General features: G+C 66.0%; 16 protein-coding genes and 1 pseudogene. 8 read left to right on the forward strand and 9 right to left on the reverse strand.

The genetic code is table 11. The features are described 5' to 3' along the window. Positions 1–54: 54 nt before the first annotated feature. The 6 genes and pseudogenes from murJ (at position 55) to JO236_RS03540 (ending at position 7,775) form a co-directional block, all read left to right on the forward strand. Positions 55–3,558 carry a murein biosynthesis integral membrane protein MurJ gene (gene murJ / locus JO236_RS03515; protein ID WP_293324856.1) on the forward strand — a complete coding sequence of 1,168 codons (3,504 nt, stop codon included), beginning with the start codon at positions 55–57 and terminating at the stop codon, positions 3,556–3,558. Between the two features lie 65 nt (positions 3,559–3,623). Then, positions 3,624–4,196: an RNA polymerase sigma factor SigM gene (sigM, locus tag JO236_RS03520; RefSeq protein WP_293324796.1), complete on the forward strand. Its 573-nt coding sequence runs from the start codon at positions 3,624–3,626 to the stop codon at positions 4,194–4,196. Between the two features lie 52 nt (positions 4,197–4,248). Further along, positions 4,249–4,977 (forward strand): hypothetical protein, encoded by a 729-nt coding sequence (locus JO236_RS03525; protein WP_293324799.1) that lies wholly within the window; start codon positions 4,249–4,251, stop codon positions 4,975–4,977. A gap of 101 nt (positions 4,978–5,078) precedes the next feature. Then, positions 5,079–6,072 (forward strand): annotated as a pseudogene (gene trxB, locus JO236_RS03530) (thioredoxin-disulfide reductase). After that, positions 6,069–6,422: a thioredoxin gene (trxA, locus tag JO236_RS03535; protein WP_293324805.1), complete on the forward strand. Its 354-nt coding sequence runs from the start codon at positions 6,069–6,071 to the stop codon at positions 6,420–6,422. The pseudogene trxB and the gene trxA overlap by 4 nt, the downstream one beginning before the upstream one ends. 132 nt (positions 6,423–6,554) lie before the next feature. Then, positions 6,555–7,775: an N-acetylmuramoyl-L-alanine amidase gene (locus JO236_RS03540; protein ID WP_293324808.1), complete on the forward strand. Its 1,221-nt coding sequence runs from the start codon at positions 6,555–6,557 to the stop codon at positions 7,773–7,775. Here the strand turns inward: JO236_RS03540 and JO236_RS03545 are convergent. The 9 genes from JO236_RS03545 to rpmH all read right to left on the reverse strand — a co-directional run bounded on the left by JO236_RS03545 (position 7,772) and on the right by rpmH (position 14,327). After that, complete coding sequence (locus JO236_RS03545; protein ID WP_293324811.1) at positions 7,772–8,563, reverse strand: acetyltransferase; 792 nt, start codon at positions 8,561–8,563, stop codon at positions 7,772–7,774. The genes JO236_RS03540 and JO236_RS03545 overlap by 4 nt on opposite strands. 343 nt (positions 8,564–8,906) lie before the next feature. Continuing rightward, positions 8,907–9,914 carry a ParB/RepB/Spo0J family partition protein gene (locus tag JO236_RS03550; RefSeq protein WP_293324814.1) on the reverse strand — a complete coding sequence of 336 codons (1,008 nt, stop codon included), beginning with the start codon at positions 9,912–9,914 and terminating at the stop codon, positions 8,907–8,909. Continuing rightward, on the reverse strand, positions 9,911–10,864 hold the full coding sequence (locus tag JO236_RS03555) for a ParA family protein (RefSeq protein ID WP_416362143.1): 954 nt from the start codon (positions 10,862–10,864) through the stop codon (positions 9,911–9,913). Before JO236_RS03555 ends, JO236_RS03550 begins: the two co-directional genes overlap by 4 nt. Before the next feature lie 41 nt (positions 10,865–10,905). Then, on the reverse strand, positions 10,906–11,625 hold the full coding sequence (rsmG, locus tag JO236_RS03560; protein ID WP_293324819.1) for a 16S rRNA (guanine(527)-N(7))-methyltransferase RsmG: 720 nt from the start codon (positions 11,623–11,625) through the stop codon (positions 10,906–10,908). A gap of 65 nt (positions 11,626–11,690) precedes the next feature. Then, positions 11,691–12,260: a protein jag gene (locus JO236_RS03565; protein ID WP_293324821.1), complete on the reverse strand. Its 570-nt coding sequence runs from the start codon at positions 12,258–12,260 to the stop codon at positions 11,691–11,693. An 82-nt stretch (positions 12,261–12,342) separates the two neighbouring features. Beyond that, positions 12,343–13,410 carry a membrane protein insertase YidC gene (gene yidC / locus JO236_RS03570; protein WP_416362144.1) on the reverse strand — a complete coding sequence of 356 codons (1,068 nt, stop codon included), beginning with the start codon at positions 13,408–13,410 and terminating at the stop codon, positions 12,343–12,345. Between the two features lie 49 nt (positions 13,411–13,459). Then, on the reverse strand, positions 13,460–13,867 hold the full coding sequence (gene yidD / locus JO236_RS03575) for a membrane protein insertion efficiency factor YidD (protein WP_416362142.1): 408 nt from the start codon (positions 13,865–13,867) through the stop codon (positions 13,460–13,462). After that, positions 13,801–14,160 (reverse strand): ribonuclease P protein component, encoded by a 360-nt coding sequence (gene rnpA, locus JO236_RS03580; RefSeq protein ID WP_293324829.1) that lies wholly within the window; start codon positions 14,158–14,160, stop codon positions 13,801–13,803. The genes yidD and rnpA overlap by 67 nt, the downstream gene beginning before the upstream one ends. A 23-nt stretch (positions 14,161–14,183) precedes the next feature. Then, positions 14,184–14,327, reverse strand: coding sequence for a 50S ribosomal protein L34 (gene rpmH / locus JO236_RS03585; protein ID WP_293324832.1), 144 nt, complete (start codon positions 14,325–14,327; stop codon positions 14,184–14,186). A gap of 584 nt (positions 14,328–14,911) precedes the next feature. Here rpmH and dnaA point away from each other — a divergent pair. Together dnaA and dnaN are read left to right on the forward strand one after the other, a co-directional pair. Then, a complete protein-coding gene (gene dnaA / locus JO236_RS03590; protein WP_293324835.1) occupies positions 14,912–16,408 on the forward strand; it encodes a chromosomal replication initiator protein DnaA in 1,497 nt (498 codons plus the stop codon). Positions 16,409–16,863: 455 nt separating this feature from the next. Then, positions 16,864–18,063 (forward strand): DNA polymerase III subunit beta, encoded by a 1,200-nt coding sequence (gene dnaN / locus JO236_RS03595; RefSeq protein WP_293324838.1) that lies wholly within the window; start codon positions 16,864–16,866, stop codon positions 18,061–18,063. Positions 18,064–18,074: the final 11 nt, after the last annotated feature.

Genomic DNA, 18,074 nt, shown 5'->3' on the forward strand with positions numbered 1-18,074 from the left:
CCGCCGCCGCGAGCGCCGGCCCCATCCCCGCGCGCCGAACTGTCCGACGCCGCGATGGTGTCGCGCTCGTGGGGGATGGCGCTGGCCACTCTGATCAGCCGGATCACCGGCTTCGCGAGGATCGTGCTGATGGCCGCGATCCTGGGGGCGGCGTTGGCGAGCGCCTTCTCGGTGGCCAATCAACTGCCCAACCAGATCGCCGCCCTGGTGTTGGAGGCCACCTTCACCGCAATCTTCGTGCCGGTGCTGGCCCGCGCCGAACAAGGCGACCCCGACGGCGGTGCGGCGTTTGTGCGCCGCCTGGTCACGTTGACCACCACTCTGCTGCTGGTGGCCACCGCGCTGTCGGTGCTGGCCGCACCGCTGTTGGTGCGGCTGATGCTGGGGCGCAACCCGCAGGTCAACGAGCCGCTGACCACCGCGTTCGCCTACCTGCTGCTGCCGCAGGTGTTGTTCTACGGCCTGTCATCGGTGTTTATGGCAATCCTGAACACCCGCAACATATTTGGGCCCCCGGCCTGGGCGCCCGTCCTCAATAACGTCGTCGCGATCGCCACGCTGGTGGTGTATTTGGTTGTGCCCGGCCAACTTTCGGTTGATCCGGTCCAGATGGGCAACGCCAAGCTGCTGGTGCTGGCGGTGGGCACCACGCTGGGGGTGTTCGCGCAGACCGCCGTGCTGCTGATCGCGATCCAGCGCGAGCGCATCAGCCTGCGTCCGCTGTGGGGAATCGACGAACGGCTCAAGCGATTCGGTGCGATGGCCGCCGCGATGGTGCTCTACGTGCTGATCAGTCAACTCGGATTCGTGGTCGGCAACCAGGTCGCCAGCACGGCGGCGGCATCCGGCCCGGCGATCTACAACTACACCTGGCTGGTGCTCATGCTTCCGTACGGCATGATCGGGGTCACCGTGCTGACCGTGGTGATGCCGCGGCTGAGCCGTAACGCCGCCGCCGACGACACCCGCGCCGTGCTCGCCGACCTGTCGTTGGCCACCCGACTGACGATGATCACGCTGATCCCGATCGTGGCGGTGATGACTGTCGCCGGACCGGCGATCGGCACCGCGTTGTTCGCCTACGGTCATTTCGGCCAAGTCGACGCCGGATACCTGGGCGCGGCCATCGCGCTGTCGGCGTTCACGCTGATCCCGTACGGAATGGTGCTGTTGCAGTTGCGTGTGTTCTACGCCCGCGAACAGCCCTGGACGCCCATCGTGATCGTCCTGGTCATCACGGCGGTCAAGATCGTCGGGTCACTGCTGGCACCGCATGTCACCCACGACCCCCAGCTGGTCGCCGCCTACCTCGGCCTGGCCAACGGCGTGGGATTTTTGGCCGGCGCGATCATCGGTTACTTCCTGCTGCGCCACGCGTTGCTGCCCAAGGGGGGCCGGCTGATCGGCTCCACCGAGGTGCGCACCGTGCTGGTGGCCCTGACCGCGTCGCTGCTGGCCGGACTGATCGCGCACAGCGCCGATCGGCTGCTGCGGCTGGGTGAGCTGACGGCCCACGGCGGTGGTGGGGGTTCGCTGCTGCGGCTGCTCGCGCTGACCACGATCATGCTGCCGATCATGGCCGCGGTCATGCTGCGCGCGCGGGTCCCCGAGGCGCAAGCGGCGCTGGCCGCTGTCAAGGCCCGCATCGGCCGCCGGGGCCAAAGACCGCGAACCCATACGGCAGCGGTGCGGCCCCACGAGGCGGTGGTGCCGGATAGATCGTCCCGGCCCGCGGTCACGTACCCTGAGCAGAGGAATTCGTCCCCGCCGGGGGTACATGCGGTCCAGGAGCCGATCCGGCGCAAGCCTCCGGAGCGGGTAGCCAGAGGAATAGCGAAAGGACCGGAGGTGACCGACCGCCCCTTCGACAGCCCCTCAGCAAGCGCCTCATCCCGGTCGGGGACCGACCTGCCGCGATCGGTCGCCGACGACTTCCAGCCCGACATCCCGCCCGAGCCGGGTCCCGTCTCCTCCGCGCGCCCGTCCGACCAGCTCAACGGCGATCTCACGGCCGATCCACGCGGTCCGATTCCGTTCGACGCGCCCCGCGAGCGCGGTCCGGAACCGCCTCAGGACGACATGCACCTGGTTCCCGGCGCCCGCATCGCCGGCGGCCGCTACCGCCTGCTGGTCTTCCACGGCGGCGCACCCCCCCTGCAGTTCTGGCAGGCGCTGGACACGGCGCTGGACCGGCAGGTGGCACTGACCTTCGTCGACCCCGACGGAGCTCTGCCCGACGACGTTCTGCAGGAGATTTTGGCCCGAACCTTGCGGTTGAGCCGGATCGAAAAGCCGGGTGTCGCACGTGTGCTCGACGTCGTCCGAACCGCGAGGGGTGGGCTGGTCGTCGCGGAGTGGATACGCGGTGGTTCGTTGCAGGAGGTTGCCGATACGTCGCCGTCGCCGGTCGGCGCGATCCGGGCGATGCAGTCGCTGGCCGCCGCCGCAGACGCCGCGCACCGCACCGGGGTCGCGCTGTCCATCGACCACCCCGCGCGCGTGCGGGTCAGCATCGACGGCGACGTGGTGCTGGCGTACCCGGCGACCATGCCCGACGCCAACCCGCAGGACGACATTCGCGGTATCGGCGCGGTGCTGTACGCCTTGCTGGTCAACCGCTGGCCGCTGCCCGAGTCCGGGGTGCGCAGTGGCCTGGCGCCGGCCCAACGGGATGCTTCGGGACTGCCGGTGGAGCCCACCGCCGTCGACGCCGACATTCCCTTCCAGATTTCCGCCGTTGCGGTGCGCTCTGTTCAAGAGGACGGTGGAATACGAAGCGCGTCAACGCTTTTGAACCTGCTACAGCAGGCCACCGCGGTGGCCGACCGCACCGAGGTACTCGGCCCGATCGACGACGATCCATCGCCGCCGTCGGCTCCCCCTCGCGCGCCCGCCGCCGGCGCGCCCAGAACCTTCGGCCACCGCCGGCGCAACCTGCTGATCGGCCTCAGCGCGGGCGCGGTCGTGCTCCTGGTCGCGTTCCTGGTGCTGGCGTCGGTGCTGGACAAGTTCCTCGACGTACGCGGGGGTCTGAACAGAGACGAACTGGGCCTCAACGGCCCCAGTTCATCGACCGCATCCTCAGCCGCCAGCACGGCGCCCGCCGGCAGCTTCGTCAAACCCACCAAGGCCTCCGTCTTCTCCCCCGACGGCGACGCCGACAACCCGGGCCAGGCCGGCTTGGCGATCGACGGCAACCTGTCGACGTCGTGGCAAACCGACATCTACACCGACAACGTGCCGTTCCCCGGCTTCAAGAGCGGTGTCGGGTTGATGTTGCAGCTGCCGAAGCCCACCGTGGTCGGCGCGGTGAACATCGACGTCACCAGCACCGGAACCAAGGTCGAGATTCGCTCGGCGGCTACGTCCAACCCGTCGAAGCTGGACGACACCACGGTCCTGGCGCCGGCCTTCGCGCTCAAGCCCGGCCACAACACCATCCCGGTCAAGACGACGTCGTCGACGTCGAATCTGCTGGTATGGATCTCCACGCTGGGCACCCTGGACGGCAAGAGCCGCGCCGAGATCTCCGAGATCACGGTTCAAGCCGCGTCCTGACGAAGGCTCACAGCCGACGGGTCGGGTGAAGTGCTGCGCGACAACGGATTAGTTACTGTCCGGCGGTGGGTTCGGGGAGTCAGAGCCAGCGGGAACGCAGCGACGCCGAACTGCTGGGCGCCCACGTCGCCGGCGATCGGCACGCTTTCGCCGAGCTGTTCCGGCGCCATCACCGGACCCTGTACCGGCTCGCGCGACTCACCAGCCGCAGCCCCGAGGACGCCGAAGACGCGCTGCAGGACGCCATGTTGTCGGCGCATCGGGGCGCCGCTTCATTTCGCTTCGACGCAGCTGTGCACAGTTGGTTGCACCGCATCGTCGTCAACGCCTGCCTGGACCGGCTGCGGCGCGCCAAAGCCCGCCCGACGGTGCCATTGGAACTGGTGGGCGACGTCCACTGGGTGGCCGACCGGACCAGCGAGGTCGAGGCCGGCCTTGCGGTGCAGCGGGCGCTGATGCGGCTTCCGGTCGAGCAACGGACGGCGGTGGTGGCCGTCGATATGCAGGGCTATTCGATCGCCGACACCGCGCGGTTGCTGGGGGTGGCCGAGGGCACGGTGAAAAGCCGCTGCGCCCGCGGCCGGGCGCGCCTCGCCGTGCTGCTGGGCCACCTGAACACCACCGCGGATCAGCGCTAGCGAGCGCACCCGGTGATGGCCGTCAGCCCCTGCATAACGGACACTGGGGCGGATGGGTGCAGCCGAGAACGAAGCCGGCGCGGATCAGCCGCTGACGGTTGACGTACTCGCCGACCTGCAGGCCGGTCTCCTCGACGACGAAGCCGCCGCCCGGGTCCGCAAAAGAGTGCGCGACGACCCAGCGGCCCAGGAAGTCCTGCGCGCGCTGAACCGGGTGCGCGGCGACGTCGCCGCGCTCGGAGCCGACCCGTCGTCGGCGCCGGCTCCTCCCCCGGCGCTGACCAGCAGGATCTCCAAGGCACTGACCACCGAACGGTTTCCCGCCGCTCATGCTGCGCGGCCGCCCGTCCGGCGCGCACGCATGATCGCCGGCGTCGCCGGCCTGTGCGCGGTGGTCGCCGCGATCGGGGTCGGCACCGCAGCACTGATCAACGCGCCGTCGCCGGTGCCCAGCACCCAGGTCACCGCCGAGCACATCACGGTGTCGCCGCCCATGACGATTCCGCTTTCGCAGCCGCAGATCCTCGATCTGCTCAACCGCGCCCCCGACTACGGCCCCCTGGGCGACCCGCCCCGGCGTGCGTCGTGCATCAGCGGCCTCGGCTATCCGGCGTCCACCAAAGTGCTGGGCGCCCGACCGATCGACATCGACGCCCGCCCGGCCGAGCTGCTGGTTCTGCCCGGCGACACCGCCGACAACCTCGCCGTCTTCGCGGTGGCACTGAACTGCAGCGCGGTCGATACCGGGTTGATGGCCAGCACCCAGGTACCCCGTGCCTAGCGGAGTCGGGGTGTGGCGCGCCGCGCTTGGGGAACATCAATGCCTACGCTGGCGTTCAGGGGCCTAGATATGCCTTATATTTTGGACGCTTTGCATACCTCTTGAAAGGCGCGCATGACCGCTCAAGACACCGTTCACGACGTCATCGTGATTGGCTCCGGACCGGCGGGGTACACCGCGGCTCTCTACACCGCCCGTGCGCAACTGGCGCCGCTGGTCTTCGAGGGCACCGCGTTCGGCGGTGCACTGATGACCACCACCGAGGTGGAGAACTACCCCGGTTTCCGTGGCGGCATCACCGGCCCGGAGCTGATGGACGAGATGCGCGAGCAGGCGCTGCGCTTCGGGGCGGACCTGCGGATGGAAGACGTCGAATCGGTATCCCTCGACGGTCCCCTCAAGACGGTGGTCACCGGCGACGGCGACACGCATCGGGCCCGCGCCGTCATCCTCGCGATGGGCGCCGCCGCCCGCTACCTACAGGTTCCCGGCGAACAGGAGTTGCTCGGCCGCGGCGTGAGCTCGTGCGCCACCTGTGACGGCTTCTTCTTCAAGGATCAGGACATCGCCGTCATCGGCGGTGGGGACTCCGCCATGGAGGAGGCCACCTTTCTGACCCGCTTTGCGCGCAGCGTGACGCTGGTACACCGGCGCGACGAGTTCCGGGCCTCCAAGATCATGCTCAATCGGGCCCGCAACAACGACAAGATCAAGTTCGTCACCAACCACAGCGTCATCGCCGTCGAGGGCGACCAGACGGTGACGGGGCTGCGGGTGCGCGACGCGGTCAGCGGCCAGGAGAAAACGCTCCCGGTGACCGGTGTCTTCGTCGCGATCGGGCACGAGCCGCGCTCGGCCCTGCTCCGCGATGCCGTCGATACCGATCCGGAGGGTTACGTGCTCACGCGGGGACGCACCACCGCCACCTCGCTCGACGGTGTGTTCGCCGCCGGTGACCTGGTGGACCGCACCTACCGGCAGGCGGTAACGGCCGCCGGAAGTGGCTGCGCCGCCGCCATCGATGCCGAGCGTTGGCTCGCCGAGCGCGAAGCGGCCGGAGACAGTAATGACACGTTGATTGGAGCACAACGATGACGAATGCCGAGAAGTCCGGCGCCACTGTGGAGGTGTCCGACGCCTCCTTCTCAACGGACGTGTTGTCCAGCAATAAGCCTGTGCTGGTTGACTTTTGGGCAACGTGGTGCGGTCCATGCAAGATGGTCGCACCGGTGCTTGAAGAGCTCGCCGCCGAGCGGTCGGCCAACCTGACCGTCGCCAAGCTGGACGTGGACGCCAACCCGGAAACGGCCCGCGAGTTCCAGGTCGTCTCAATCCCGACGCTGATCCTGTTCAAGGACGGCCAGCCGGTGAAACGGATAGTCGGCGCCAAGGGCAAGGCGGCGTTGCTGCGCGAGCTTTCCGACGCCGTCCCCGAACTCAATTAGCCCCGGCGGATCCGCCACGCCCCGCCTGTGATTGGCCTGGGGTTTTCGGGATATTGGCAAGGATCTGCGACAATACGCGTTAGCTAGATGTGCACTTGTCAGCGAAGTCAGTATCCCCGGAGGGCCCTTGGCATGCCGAGTCCGCGCCGCGAAGACGCTGACACGCTGCGCTGCGGCGACCGCAGTGCCGCCGTCACCGAGATCCGGATAGCGCTGGCTGCGCTGGGAATGCTCGACAATCCCGATGAAGACCTGAGCACGGGCCGGCATGTAGCGCCGGAGGTATTCGACTCCGAACTCGACCAGGCGGTGCGCGCCTTCCAGCAGCATCGTGGGCTGCTGGTGGACGGCGTTGTGGGCGAGGCCACCTACCGCGCGCTCAAGGAGGCCTCCTACCGGCTCGGCGCGCGCACGCTGTATCACCAATTCGGTGCACCGCTCTACGGCGACGACGTCGCCACCCTGCAGTCCCGGCTGCAAGACCTGGGTTTCTATACCGGCCTGGTGGACGGGCATTTCGGATTGCAGACCCATAATGCGCTGATGTCGTACCAGCGCGAGTACGGGCTGGCCGCCGACGGTATCTGCGGCCCAGAAACGTTGCGCTCCTTGTACTTTCTGAGTTCACGGGTCAGCGGCGGCTCTCCGCATGCCCTGCGTGAAGAGGAGCTGGTGCGCAGTTCCGGTCCCAAATTGTCCGGCAAGCGGATCATTATCGACCCGGGCCGCGGCGGCGCCGACCACGGCTTGATCACCCAAGGCCCCGCCGGTCCGATCAGCGAAGCAGATGTGTTGTGGGACTTGGCAAGTCGGCTCGAAGGTCGAATGACCGCCATTGGCATGGAGACATTCCTGTCCCGGCCCACCAACCGCAGCCCGTCGGACGCCGAACGCGCCGCCACCGCCAATGCCGTTGGCGCAGACCTGATGATCAGCCTGCGCTGCGAAACCCAGGCCAGCCCCGCGGCCAACGGGGTGGCCTCCTTCCACTTCGGCAACTCACACGGTTCGGTCTCGACCATCGGTCGTAACCTCGCCGATTTCATTCAGCGAGAAGTGGTCGCCCGCACGGGTTTACGGGATTGCCGTACCCACGGCCGGACGTGGGATCTGCTGCGGCTGACCCGGATGCCGACGGTCCAGGTCGACATCGGCTACATCACCAACCCGCACGACCGCGCCATGATGGTGTCGACACAAACCCGCGACGCCGTTGCCGAGGGCATCCTCGCCGCGGTCAAGCGGCTCTATTTGCTGGGCAAGAACGATCGACCGACCGGCACATTCACGTTCGCGGAGCTGCTCGCCCACGAACTCTCGGTGGAACGCGCCAGCCGCACAGCCGGCTCTTAACCCTCCTGGTTTGGTAACGCGTTGCTGTTCTCCGCGCCGGCCGCGGCGATCGGTCCGGTGCCAGCGCCGACGGGTTCCTGCAACTGGGCGTTGGCCAGCAGGCGTTCCAGGGCTGCCTCGACTTCGGCCTTCCAGCCCAGGCCCTTGTCCAGCTCTAGCCGGAGGCGGGGAAAGTAGGGATGCGGCGCGACCACCACGAAACCCACGTCCTTGAGGAAGTCCGCATCGATGATGCAATGCACCACCGAGCAGTCGCCGAGCGCCTCCAGAACCGGACGAGTGCCGGCGTCCACCGCCTGGGGATCTTGTAGCTCGGCGGCCGCCTCGGTGCGACCGAATGCTTCCAGCGCGCGCACGCCACGTCGGACCAACTCGTCGATGACCCTCGCAATAAGAGCCTGCGGTAGGTCGTCGGCGTCGGGCCCGGGTTCGATGCCCATCGAGGTCAACAAAACCGCGTCAGCGGATACCGGAGCGGTGGGGAAGCGCTGGGCCCGCGGCACGGCCCGCGGCGGCGCGTAGAGAACATATCCCAGACAGGCCGGCTCCACGTGACCCAGGTCCTCCTGATGGCCGGGCTCCGGCGCGGGGGCGGTGGCGACCTGGCCGCAGGAACCCCACTCCAGCATGACCATCGACAGCCAGGCTTCCTTCTCGAATTCGGGGTCGGCGAGATGGTCTTGGTCGCCGAGGGTCGCGGGATCGACTTCCCAAAAGACACAGCGGCGCGCGTGCTTGGGAAGCTGCTCGAAGGCTTCGAGCCGCAGCGGTGTGATTCGAGCCGACACTAGTCTCCTGGCCTCCGTGCGTACCCAAGCCATGGCCCCGCTCTTCCGCGGACCCTTGAGACCGCCCGCATCGTCACGAGGTGATGCCAAATCGCCCGGCAGTCCCCCGACCGATGCGCACAGCAACCCCTCCAGGATAGGAGAATCGGCCGCCATCGGGCCAGTCCTGGCAACGGCGCCCGACACACTGCCCCGGAACGGTTCCCGGCCCGGCGCCAACCGCGTCGGTGTCGAAACGCTTTGAGGGACTTGGGTTCTGGTGTCATTCTTGTCATCCTTCACACTGCGGAACGGCCGCAGTGTCACAGTGACGTAATTACACCGTGTCCCTGGTCCGGGCTTATCAGGCCTTGCCCGGCGGCATCATCGCGATAATTCGCTGTAGGTCATCCACCGAGGCGAACTCGACTACGATCTTGCCTTTGCGTTTGCCGAGGCTGACCGTGACCCGGGTGTCGAAGGCGTTGGACAGCCGCTCAGCAACGTCTTGCAGGCCCGGCATCTGGATCGGCTTACGGCGTGGGGCCGTCGGCTTGGCCGCATCGCCACGGTCGGCCAAGTTCCTGGCCTCATGGTTGGCAACCGTGACCGCCTCCTCGGTGGCTCGCACCGACAGGCCCTCCGCGACGATCCGGCTTGCGAGCTCTTCCTGCGCCTCGTGGCCAGCCTCCAGGGATAGCAGTGCCCGAGCGTGGCCGGCGGACAGCACACCGGCCGCGACGCGGCGCTGAACCGGGATAGGTAGCTTGAGCAACCGGATCATGTTGGTGATCAGCGGACGCGAACGCCCGATCCGTGCGGCGAGCTCATCGTGGGTGACGTCGAACTCGTCCAGCAACTGTTGGTAGGCCGCGGCCTCTTCCAACGGATTGAGTTGCACCCGGTGGATGTTCTCCAGCAGGGCGTCGCGCAGGAGATTGTCGTCGCCCGTCTCACGGACGATGGCCGGAATGGTGGTCAGGCCGGCCGCCTGGGCCGCTCGCCAGCGCCGTTCCCCCATTACGATCTGATAGCGCGCGCCGCTTTGGGACCCGCTGACCTCGCGCACCACGATCGGTTGCAAGAGGCCGAATTCGCGGATCGAGTGCACCAGCTCCGACAGCGCCTCGTCGTCGAACACCTGCCGCGGCTGACGCGGGTTGGCCTCGATGTCCGCCGGTGCGATTTCCCGGTACACCGCCCCCATCGGCGGGGTCTGCAGACTGGGGCCTCCGATCACGACGTCCGCCGCCGCGGAACCCATCCGTGGGCCGAACGGCGATTGCGCGGAGTCAGCGTCGGCGGGTCCGGTCGGGATCAGCGAAGCCAACCCCCGGCCGAGGCCGCCCTTCCTGCGTGACGGCTGCGTCATGGTCGTCCCTTCGCGGATGGTGATTGATCGCGCTCGGCGAGCTCTCGGCTTGCGTCCAGGTAACTCATCGCTCCCCGCGAACCCGGATCGTAGTCAATGATGGTCATGCTGTAACCCGGCGCTTCGGACACTTTCACGCTGCGCGGAATCACCGTGCGCAGCACCTTGCTGCCAAAGTAGCGGCGCACCTCCTCCGCCACTTGATCGGCGAGCTTGGTCCGGCCGTCATACATGGTGAGGATCACCGTGGTGACGTCCAGTCGGGGATTCAAGTGAGCCTTCACCATCTCGATATTGCGCATGAGTTGTGACACGCCCTCAAGGGCGTAGTACTCGCACTGGATCGGGATCATCACCTCCGGCGCGGCTACGAGCGCGTTGATGGTGAGCAACCCCAGCGACGGCGGGCAGTCGATGAAGACATAGTCGAAGTCGAAGTCGTCGAGTTCGGCGAGGGCGGTCCGCAGCCGGTTCTCCCGGGCGACCATGCTGACCAACTCGATCTCGGCGCCGGCCAAGTCGATGGTTGCCGGCACGCAGAACAACCGGTCGCTATGGGGGCTGTGGCGCAGGGCCGCCTGCAGCGTAACCTCGCCGAGCAAAATCTCGTAGGAGGACGGCGTTCCGGATGGGCGGTCGGTGATGCCGAGCGCGGTGCTGGCGTTGCCTTGGGGATCGAGATCAATGACGAGCGTTTTGAGTCCCTGCACGGCGAGCGCTGCGGCGAGGTTGACCGCCGTAGTCGTCTTGCCCACACCACCCTTCTGGTTCGCGATGGTGAACAAGCGCCGGTGTGGGGGGCGGTGCAACGGTTCGTGGGTGGTGTGCAGCACCCGCATCGCGCGCTCCGCGGCGGCGCCGATGGGGGTGTCGAAGTCGTCCGTTGTTTCACGTGAAACATCGGTCGATTGGCCGGGCGCCGGTACGGTGACCGACGGCTCTTGAATCATGCCCGACGGGGCCGCGGCTGGGTCTGGACCGCAGTCCGCGCTCATGACGTTCCCCCCTTGCCTGGCCGGCCCGCTGTGGGCCGCGTCGACTTGGCGCGTCGCGCCAGGACCACGGTTGCGGGCGGACGCAGATAGTTCACGCCACATGTGATCACCCTGACATCCACAGCGCCCGACGCGGCCATCACACGCCGGTGCTCCTGGACTTCCTCGGGAGCGCGCTCGCCTTTGATCGCCAACATTCGGCCGCCGGGCCGCAGCAGCGCCATACTCCATGTCGTCACCTTGTCCAGGGGTGCGACCGCCCGCGATACAGCTGCGTCGCTTTCGCCGATCTGCTCCTGTGTCCCGGGCTCCTCGGCGCGCCCCCGCACTACCCGCGCCGCCAAACCCAGATCCGTCACCGCCTGGCCCAGAAATTCGCTGCGGCGCAGCAAGGGCTCGAGCAGAACGATCCGCAGATCCGGTCGCGCGATGGCCAACGGAATGCCGGGCAACCCCGCGCCGCTTCCGATGTCCACCACCCGCTCGCCCGGATCCAGTAGTTCACCGATCACCGCCGAGTTGAGTAGATGTCGTTCCCAGATCCGGTCCACTTCACGCGGCCCGAGCAGGCCGCGTTCGACACCGACTGTGGCCAGGAGTCCGGCGTAGTAGAGGGCCAATTCAAGACGTGCTCCGAACACCGCTTTGGCGGCCTCGGATAGGGCGTCCGACGGCGCTGCAGACTCGCAGGGGCCGACATGTTTCACGTGAAACATTCCTCTGGTCTTCTCGGGTTCGGTACCTGGCGCCGCTGCGAACTACACGGCTGTAACTCGAATGGTCAGTCGCGCAACACGACGACGTGGCGTGACGGTTCGACGCCCTCGCTCTCGCTATGCACGCCGGGCACCGCCGCAACGGCGTCGTGCACGATCTTTCGCTCGAAGGGTGTCATCGCCGCGAGCTCCTCACGGTCGCCATTCTCTAGGACTCGGTGCGCTACCTTGTCGCCCAGCGCGGCCAACTCCTCCCGGCGTCGGCGTCGCCAACTCGCGATGTCGAGCATCAGCCGGCTGCGCACACCCGTCTTCTGGTGGACGGCCAATCGGGTGAGTTCTTGCAGAGCGTCGAGCACTTCCCCACCGCGACCGACCAACTTGGTCAGGTCGTCACTCCCGTCGATACTCACCACCGCGCGGTCACCCTCGACATCCAGATCGATGTCGCCGTCGAAGTCCAGTAGATCCAACAGCTCTTCCAAATAGTCGCCGGCGATCTCCCCTTCGGCGACCAACCGGTCCTCGAAGTCGTCGGATCCGTTACCCGTCGCCTCTACTGAAATGTCCTCGGTCGACTGTTCGGCGTCGAGTTCCGTGTCGAAGTCGCGCTCGGTTGTCTCCGCGTCCGTCATGGCTATCTCTCTTCCCTCGTCTCTTCTTGGTCTAAGGACGCCCGTGGCCATTGGTCTGGGGCCGCCCGTGGCCCGGCGGCCGTCAGCGTTTGCGTTTCCTCGGTCGAGCACCCGGCCGTGGCGTGCGATTCCCGGGACCGTTGTTGCGGGTTGCCGGATTCGTCCGGTCCTTCGCCGCCGCCGGTTTTGTCTCGCGAACCGGGCCGTCGGCATCCGTCTCGGCGTCGGCGGGCTCTCCGTCGCCTTCGCCTTCCACCGGAGCGCCGTTGTCGCTCGCCGGCGTCGCCTTGGTCTGGCGCTTGGGTTTGGCTCCCGGCGCCGGGGCGTGGGCCGCTCGCCGTTGGATGGCCTCCTGCTTTTTGGCCTCGTCCTCTTTCTCGATCATCCCGAACACGTAGTGCTGCTGGCCGAAGGTCCAGATGTTGTTCGAGAACCAGTACAGGATGATCGCCAGCGGAAGAAACGGACCACCGACAACCACGCCGAGCGGGAACACGTACAACGCGAGTTTGTTCATCATCGCGGTCTGCGGATTTGCGGCCGCCTCCGGACTCTGCCGCGCAACGGAGGCACGGCTGTTGAAGTAGGTCGCGATGCCGGCCAGGACCATCACCGGCACGCAGACCGCAATCACCGCCGGGCGGCTGAAATCGGTGAACGCCTCCAACCCCCCACGCTGGGTCATCGACGCCCCGATCGGCGCACCGAACAGGTTGGCGTCCAGGAAGTGCTGCACCTCGCCCGGGCTGAACACATAGTTCCCAACCATGCGGTTCTGCTCCACCGACAGGTGTGGCTGGCCAATCCCGCCCTGGGTTCTGTTGAACGAGCGCAACACGTGATAGAGCCCGAGGAACACCGGGATCTGCGCGAGCATCGGCAAGCAACCCAGGATCGGATTGAAGCCGTGCTCACGTTGTAGCTTCTGCATCTCCAGCGCCATGCGCTGACGGTCCTTGCCGTACTTTTTCTGCAGCGCCTTAATCTGCGGCTGCAACTCCTGCATCTGACGCGTGGTGCGGATCTGCCGGACAAACGGCTTGTACAGCAGGGCGCGCAGGGTGAACACGAGAAACATCACCGACAGCGCCCACGCGAAGAAGTTCGATGGCCCAAGCGCAAACGCAAACAGCTTGTACCAAAGCCACATGATCCACGACACGGGGTAGTAGAAGATGTCGAGGCTGAAGAAATCGAAGTTAAACAAGCAACTCACTCTCCCCTTGCGCCGCGGCGCTCCTGGCATCGCCGGCCCGGCACACGCGGCCGTCCGGCGAGCGGTCGGGTATCGGATCCCATCCTCCCCGATGCCACGGTCCGCACTTGGCGAGCCGGACCACGGCCAACCCACTCCCCCGCACCAAGCCATATTCGGTCAGTGCTTCGACGGCGTACTGGCTGCAGGTCGGAACGAAGCGGCAGCTGGCCGGTCGCAACGGCGAAACCATGTGCCGGTACAGCTGGATCAGGTACACCAGGCCGCGGACCACCGGCCCGCCCGCGCGGCGACCAAGCGCCCTGGACCCCCGTGCGAACGACCTCACCGCTGCCTGCCCGCCAGCTCGAAGGCGCGGCGTAACCCGGTTCGCAGCTGCTGATCCAACCATGCCGACGACACGTTGCGGCTGCTCGGCAACGCACGGATCACGACTTGATCGGCGGGATCCAGGTCGGTCAGCATCGTTCGCGCGACATGGCGGAGCCGACGGGCGATCCGATGGCGTTGCACCGCAGAGCCGACCCGCTTGGCGATGATCAGCCCCACGCGGGGCCCGTTAATGTCCTCGGCGCACCCCCGCCGGACATGCACAACGACATCGGGCTGTACGGTGCGCATCCCGTATCGCACGGTCGCGTCGAACTCGGCGGACCGCCTCATGCGGTTGCGTGCGGGTAGCACCGCTAGAAGACCTGTGCTTGCGATCAGGCAGTTATTGCGCGGCGGCCCTTACGGCGCCGGTTGGACACGATGGACCGCCCAGCCCGGGTGCGCATCCGCAAACGGAAGCCATGCACGCGGGCTCGGCGCCGGTTGTTCGGCTGGAAGGTCCGCTTGCCCTTGGCCACGGCATTCTCCTCGTCATCTCAAAATCAAGTCCGAGCCGCCCCGCCATCCAACCTGGCAACCGAGTCACTCGGATGTCAGCCAAAGGACGGTACCGCTACTGCCCGGCGCGGTCTCCAAGCGGATAACCTGGTTCGCAGCCGTATCGCCAACTTTCGGGCGACTGTTTGAGGGTACTGACGCGCGTTCGCCGGGTCAAACCTGGCCTGCCCCAACGACACAGTCGTGACGCGATCTCCACATCCGCCGTCCCCAAACACCGTCCGTGGCTATCCGACACAAATCTAAAAACCACCCATCCGAATGCCCCTGAAACTGTTGGCAGCCGAACAGAAAACTGTTAGCTTCGGGCAGTGCCGTTCGGATTGGGGACGGCGGCAGACAATGAAGCGAGGATGGCTGATCGACTAGCTGTCTAGACGACCCCTGGCGGATCGTCTTCAGCGCGGAGATCGCGAGCCACGGCCGGCCGGTTGTGGCACGCTTAATAAACTGTCTTTCCACAGTTGTGGATAACCATGTGGACAGTTGATTGTCGCCACAGGTGATAGTTATACCTCGATGTCGGGACCAGGGAGATGCGTCGTTGACCGATGATCCCGGTTCAGGTTTCACCACGGTATGGAACGCCGTCGTCTCCGAACTCAATGGCGAACCCGGCGCCGACGGTATGGCTCTGAGCCGGACCAGCCTCGCGACTCCCCTGACTCCTCAGCAACGGGCTTGGCTCAACCTGGTCCAGCCCCTGACGATCGTCGAGGGCTTTGCTCTGCTGTCGGTACCGAGCAGCTTTGTCCAAAACGAGATCGAACGGCATCTGCGCGAGCCCATTACCGACGCGCTGAGCCGCCGCCTCGGCCAGCAGATCCAACTCGGGGTGCGTATCGCCCCACCCGCCGGCGACCAAGACGGTGATACCGCCGGGCCAGACGCCGAAGAGCTCGGCCTGGAAACGGATGAGGAAGACGAAGACGGTGAGGCCCTCGCCAACCAAAATTGGCCGACCTACTTCACCGAACGTCCGCACAAGAGCGAATCGGGCGGCGCGGCCGGAACCAGCCTCAACCGGCGCTACACGTTCGACACCTTCGTCATCGGCGCCTCCAACCGGTTTGCCCACGCCGCCGCCCTGGCGATCGCCGAAGCCCCGGCCCGTGCCTATAACCCGCTTTTCATCTGGGGTGAGTCGGGCCTGGGCAAAACACACCTGCTGCACGCCGCCGGCAACTACACACAGCGACTGTTCCCGGGGATGCGGGTCAAGTACGTCTCTACCGAGGAATTCACCAACGATTTCATCAACTCGCTGCGCGACGACCGCAGGGTCGCGTTCAAGCGCAGCTACCGCGACGTCGACGTGCTGCTGGTCGACGACATCCAGTTCATCGAAGGCAAGGAAGGCATCCAGGAGGAGTTCTTCCACACCTTCAACACGCTGCATAACGCCAATAAGCAGATCGTCATCTCGTCTGACCGGCCGCCGAAACAGCTCGCCACCCTTGAAGATCGGCTGCGCACACGGTTCGAGTGGGGACTGATCACCGACGTCCAGCCTCCAGAGCTGGAGACCCGCATCGCCATCCTGCGGAAGAAAGCACAGATGGAACGGCTCGCGGTACCCGACGACGTCCTCGAGCTCATCGCCAGCAGCATCGAACGCAACATTCGCGAACTCGAGGGTGCCCTGATCCGGGTCACCGCGTTCGCGTCGTTGAACAAGACACCGATCGACAAGGCCCTAGCCGAAATCGTTCTGCGGGACCTCATCGCCGACGCCAGCAATATGCAAATCAGCGCGGCGACCATCATGGCTGCCACCGCCGAATACTTCGACACCACTGTCGAAGAGCTGCGTGGCCCAGGCAAGACACGGGCACTTGCTCAGTCACGCCAGATTGCGATGTACCTTTGCCGCGAACTCACCGATCTGTCACTACCCAAAATCGGCCAGGCGTTCGGCCGCGACCACACGACTGTGATGTACGCCGAACGCAAGATCCGCTCCGAGATGGCCGAACGCCGCGAGATCTTCGACAACGTCAAGGAACTCACCACCCGGATCCGGCAGCGCTCCAAACGCTGACAACCGAAAACTTTTCAAAAAACTTCTCACCCGCGCGTCACAGTGGTCACACGTCGGCGATGTGTGCGCCGTTGTGCACAATGCCTGCACAAACCCCGGCGCTATGCGGAATTACGTGCACACCCACGCGTCATCCCCACCCGGCCCAACACAGAGCACACAGCCGTCCACGCCGTCATCCACAGCCCACCCGGCCCGCCATCAGCACCACAGCCCGGTTGTCCACAGAATGCACACCCCTTAATACTGTTACTGAGATCTCTTCGTTATTTCTTCTTTGAAGTACAGGTCTGGGGACGTCGTGCCGCATGGGGGGTCCGCAGCCCCGCCCGCGCCGTTCTGTCACAGTGCGCGATTACCTTTCAAGTTGACGTCAGAAGCTTTACGGTTGTTCTTCGACTGCCGTTGCGGGGCGGCCGACTGAACTTGAACTCCTGGTTAGGTGAAGGGACGCAATGGACGCGGCGACGACACGAGCTGGCCTCACCGACTTGAAGTTCCGTCTAGTGCGAGAGTCCTTCGCCGACGCGGTGTCGTGGGTGGCCAAGAATCTGCCCACCCGGCCCGCAGTGCCGGTGCTGTCGGGTGTCCTGTTGACCGGCTCGGATGACGGCCTGACCATCTCCGGATTCGACTACGAGGTTTCCGCCGAGGCTCAGGTCGCTGCCGAAATAGCTTGTCCTGGAAGCGTTTTGGTGTCTGGCAGGTTGTTGTCTGACATTACCCGCGCGTTGCCGGATAAACCCGTGGATCTTGCTGTGGATGGCAATCGAGTGGCGTTGACCTGCGGGAGTGCCAGATTTTCGTTGCCGACCCTTGCCGTTGAGGATTACCCGACGTTGCCGACGCTGCCCGAAGAGACCGGGTCATTACCCGCGGATTTGTTCGCCGAGGCGATCGGCCAGGTTGCCATCGCCGCCGGCCGCGACGACACCCTGCCGATGCTGACCGGTATCCGGGTGGAGATCGCTGGTGAGACGGTGGTTTTGGCGGCCACCGACAGGTTTCGGTTGGCGGTTCGCGAGTTGACCTGGTCCGCCGCGTCACCCGACATTGAGGCGTCCGTACTGGTCCCGGCCAAGACGTTGGCCGAAGCGGCAAAGGCCGGTGCCGATGGTTCTGAGGTTCGGTTGTCCCTGGGGGCGGGCACAGGAGTCGGCAAGGACGGACTGCTGGGCATCAGGGGTAACGGGAAGTGCAGCACCACCCGGCTCTTGGACGCGGAATTCCCGAAGTTCCGTCAACTGCTACCGGCCGAACACACGGCGGTGGCCACGATCAACGTCGCCGAGTTGACCGAAGCGATCAAGTTGGTCGCGCTGGTAGCCGACCGGGGTGCGCAGGTGCGCATGGAATTCGGCGATAACATGTTGCGGCTTTCCGCCGGCGCCGACGACGTGGGCCGGGCCGAAGAGGACCTCCCGGTCGACTATGCCGGCGAGCCGCTGACCATTGCGTTCAACCCGACGTATCTGACCGACGGGCTGAGTTCGGTGCACTCGGAGCGAGTGTCGTTCGGTTTCACTACTCCGGGCAAGCCCGCGTTGCTGCGCCCGGCGTCCGACGATGACAGCCACACCACGGGTGGCGGGCCGTTCCCGTCGCTGGCCACCGACTACGTGTATTTGCTGATGCCAGTTCGGCTTCCTGGGTAGGTGCCGGAATA

Source organism: Mycobacterium sp. (genome assembly GCF_019247635.1).
GTDB lineage: Bacteria > Actinomycetota > Actinomycetes > Mycobacteriales > Mycobacteriaceae > Mycobacterium.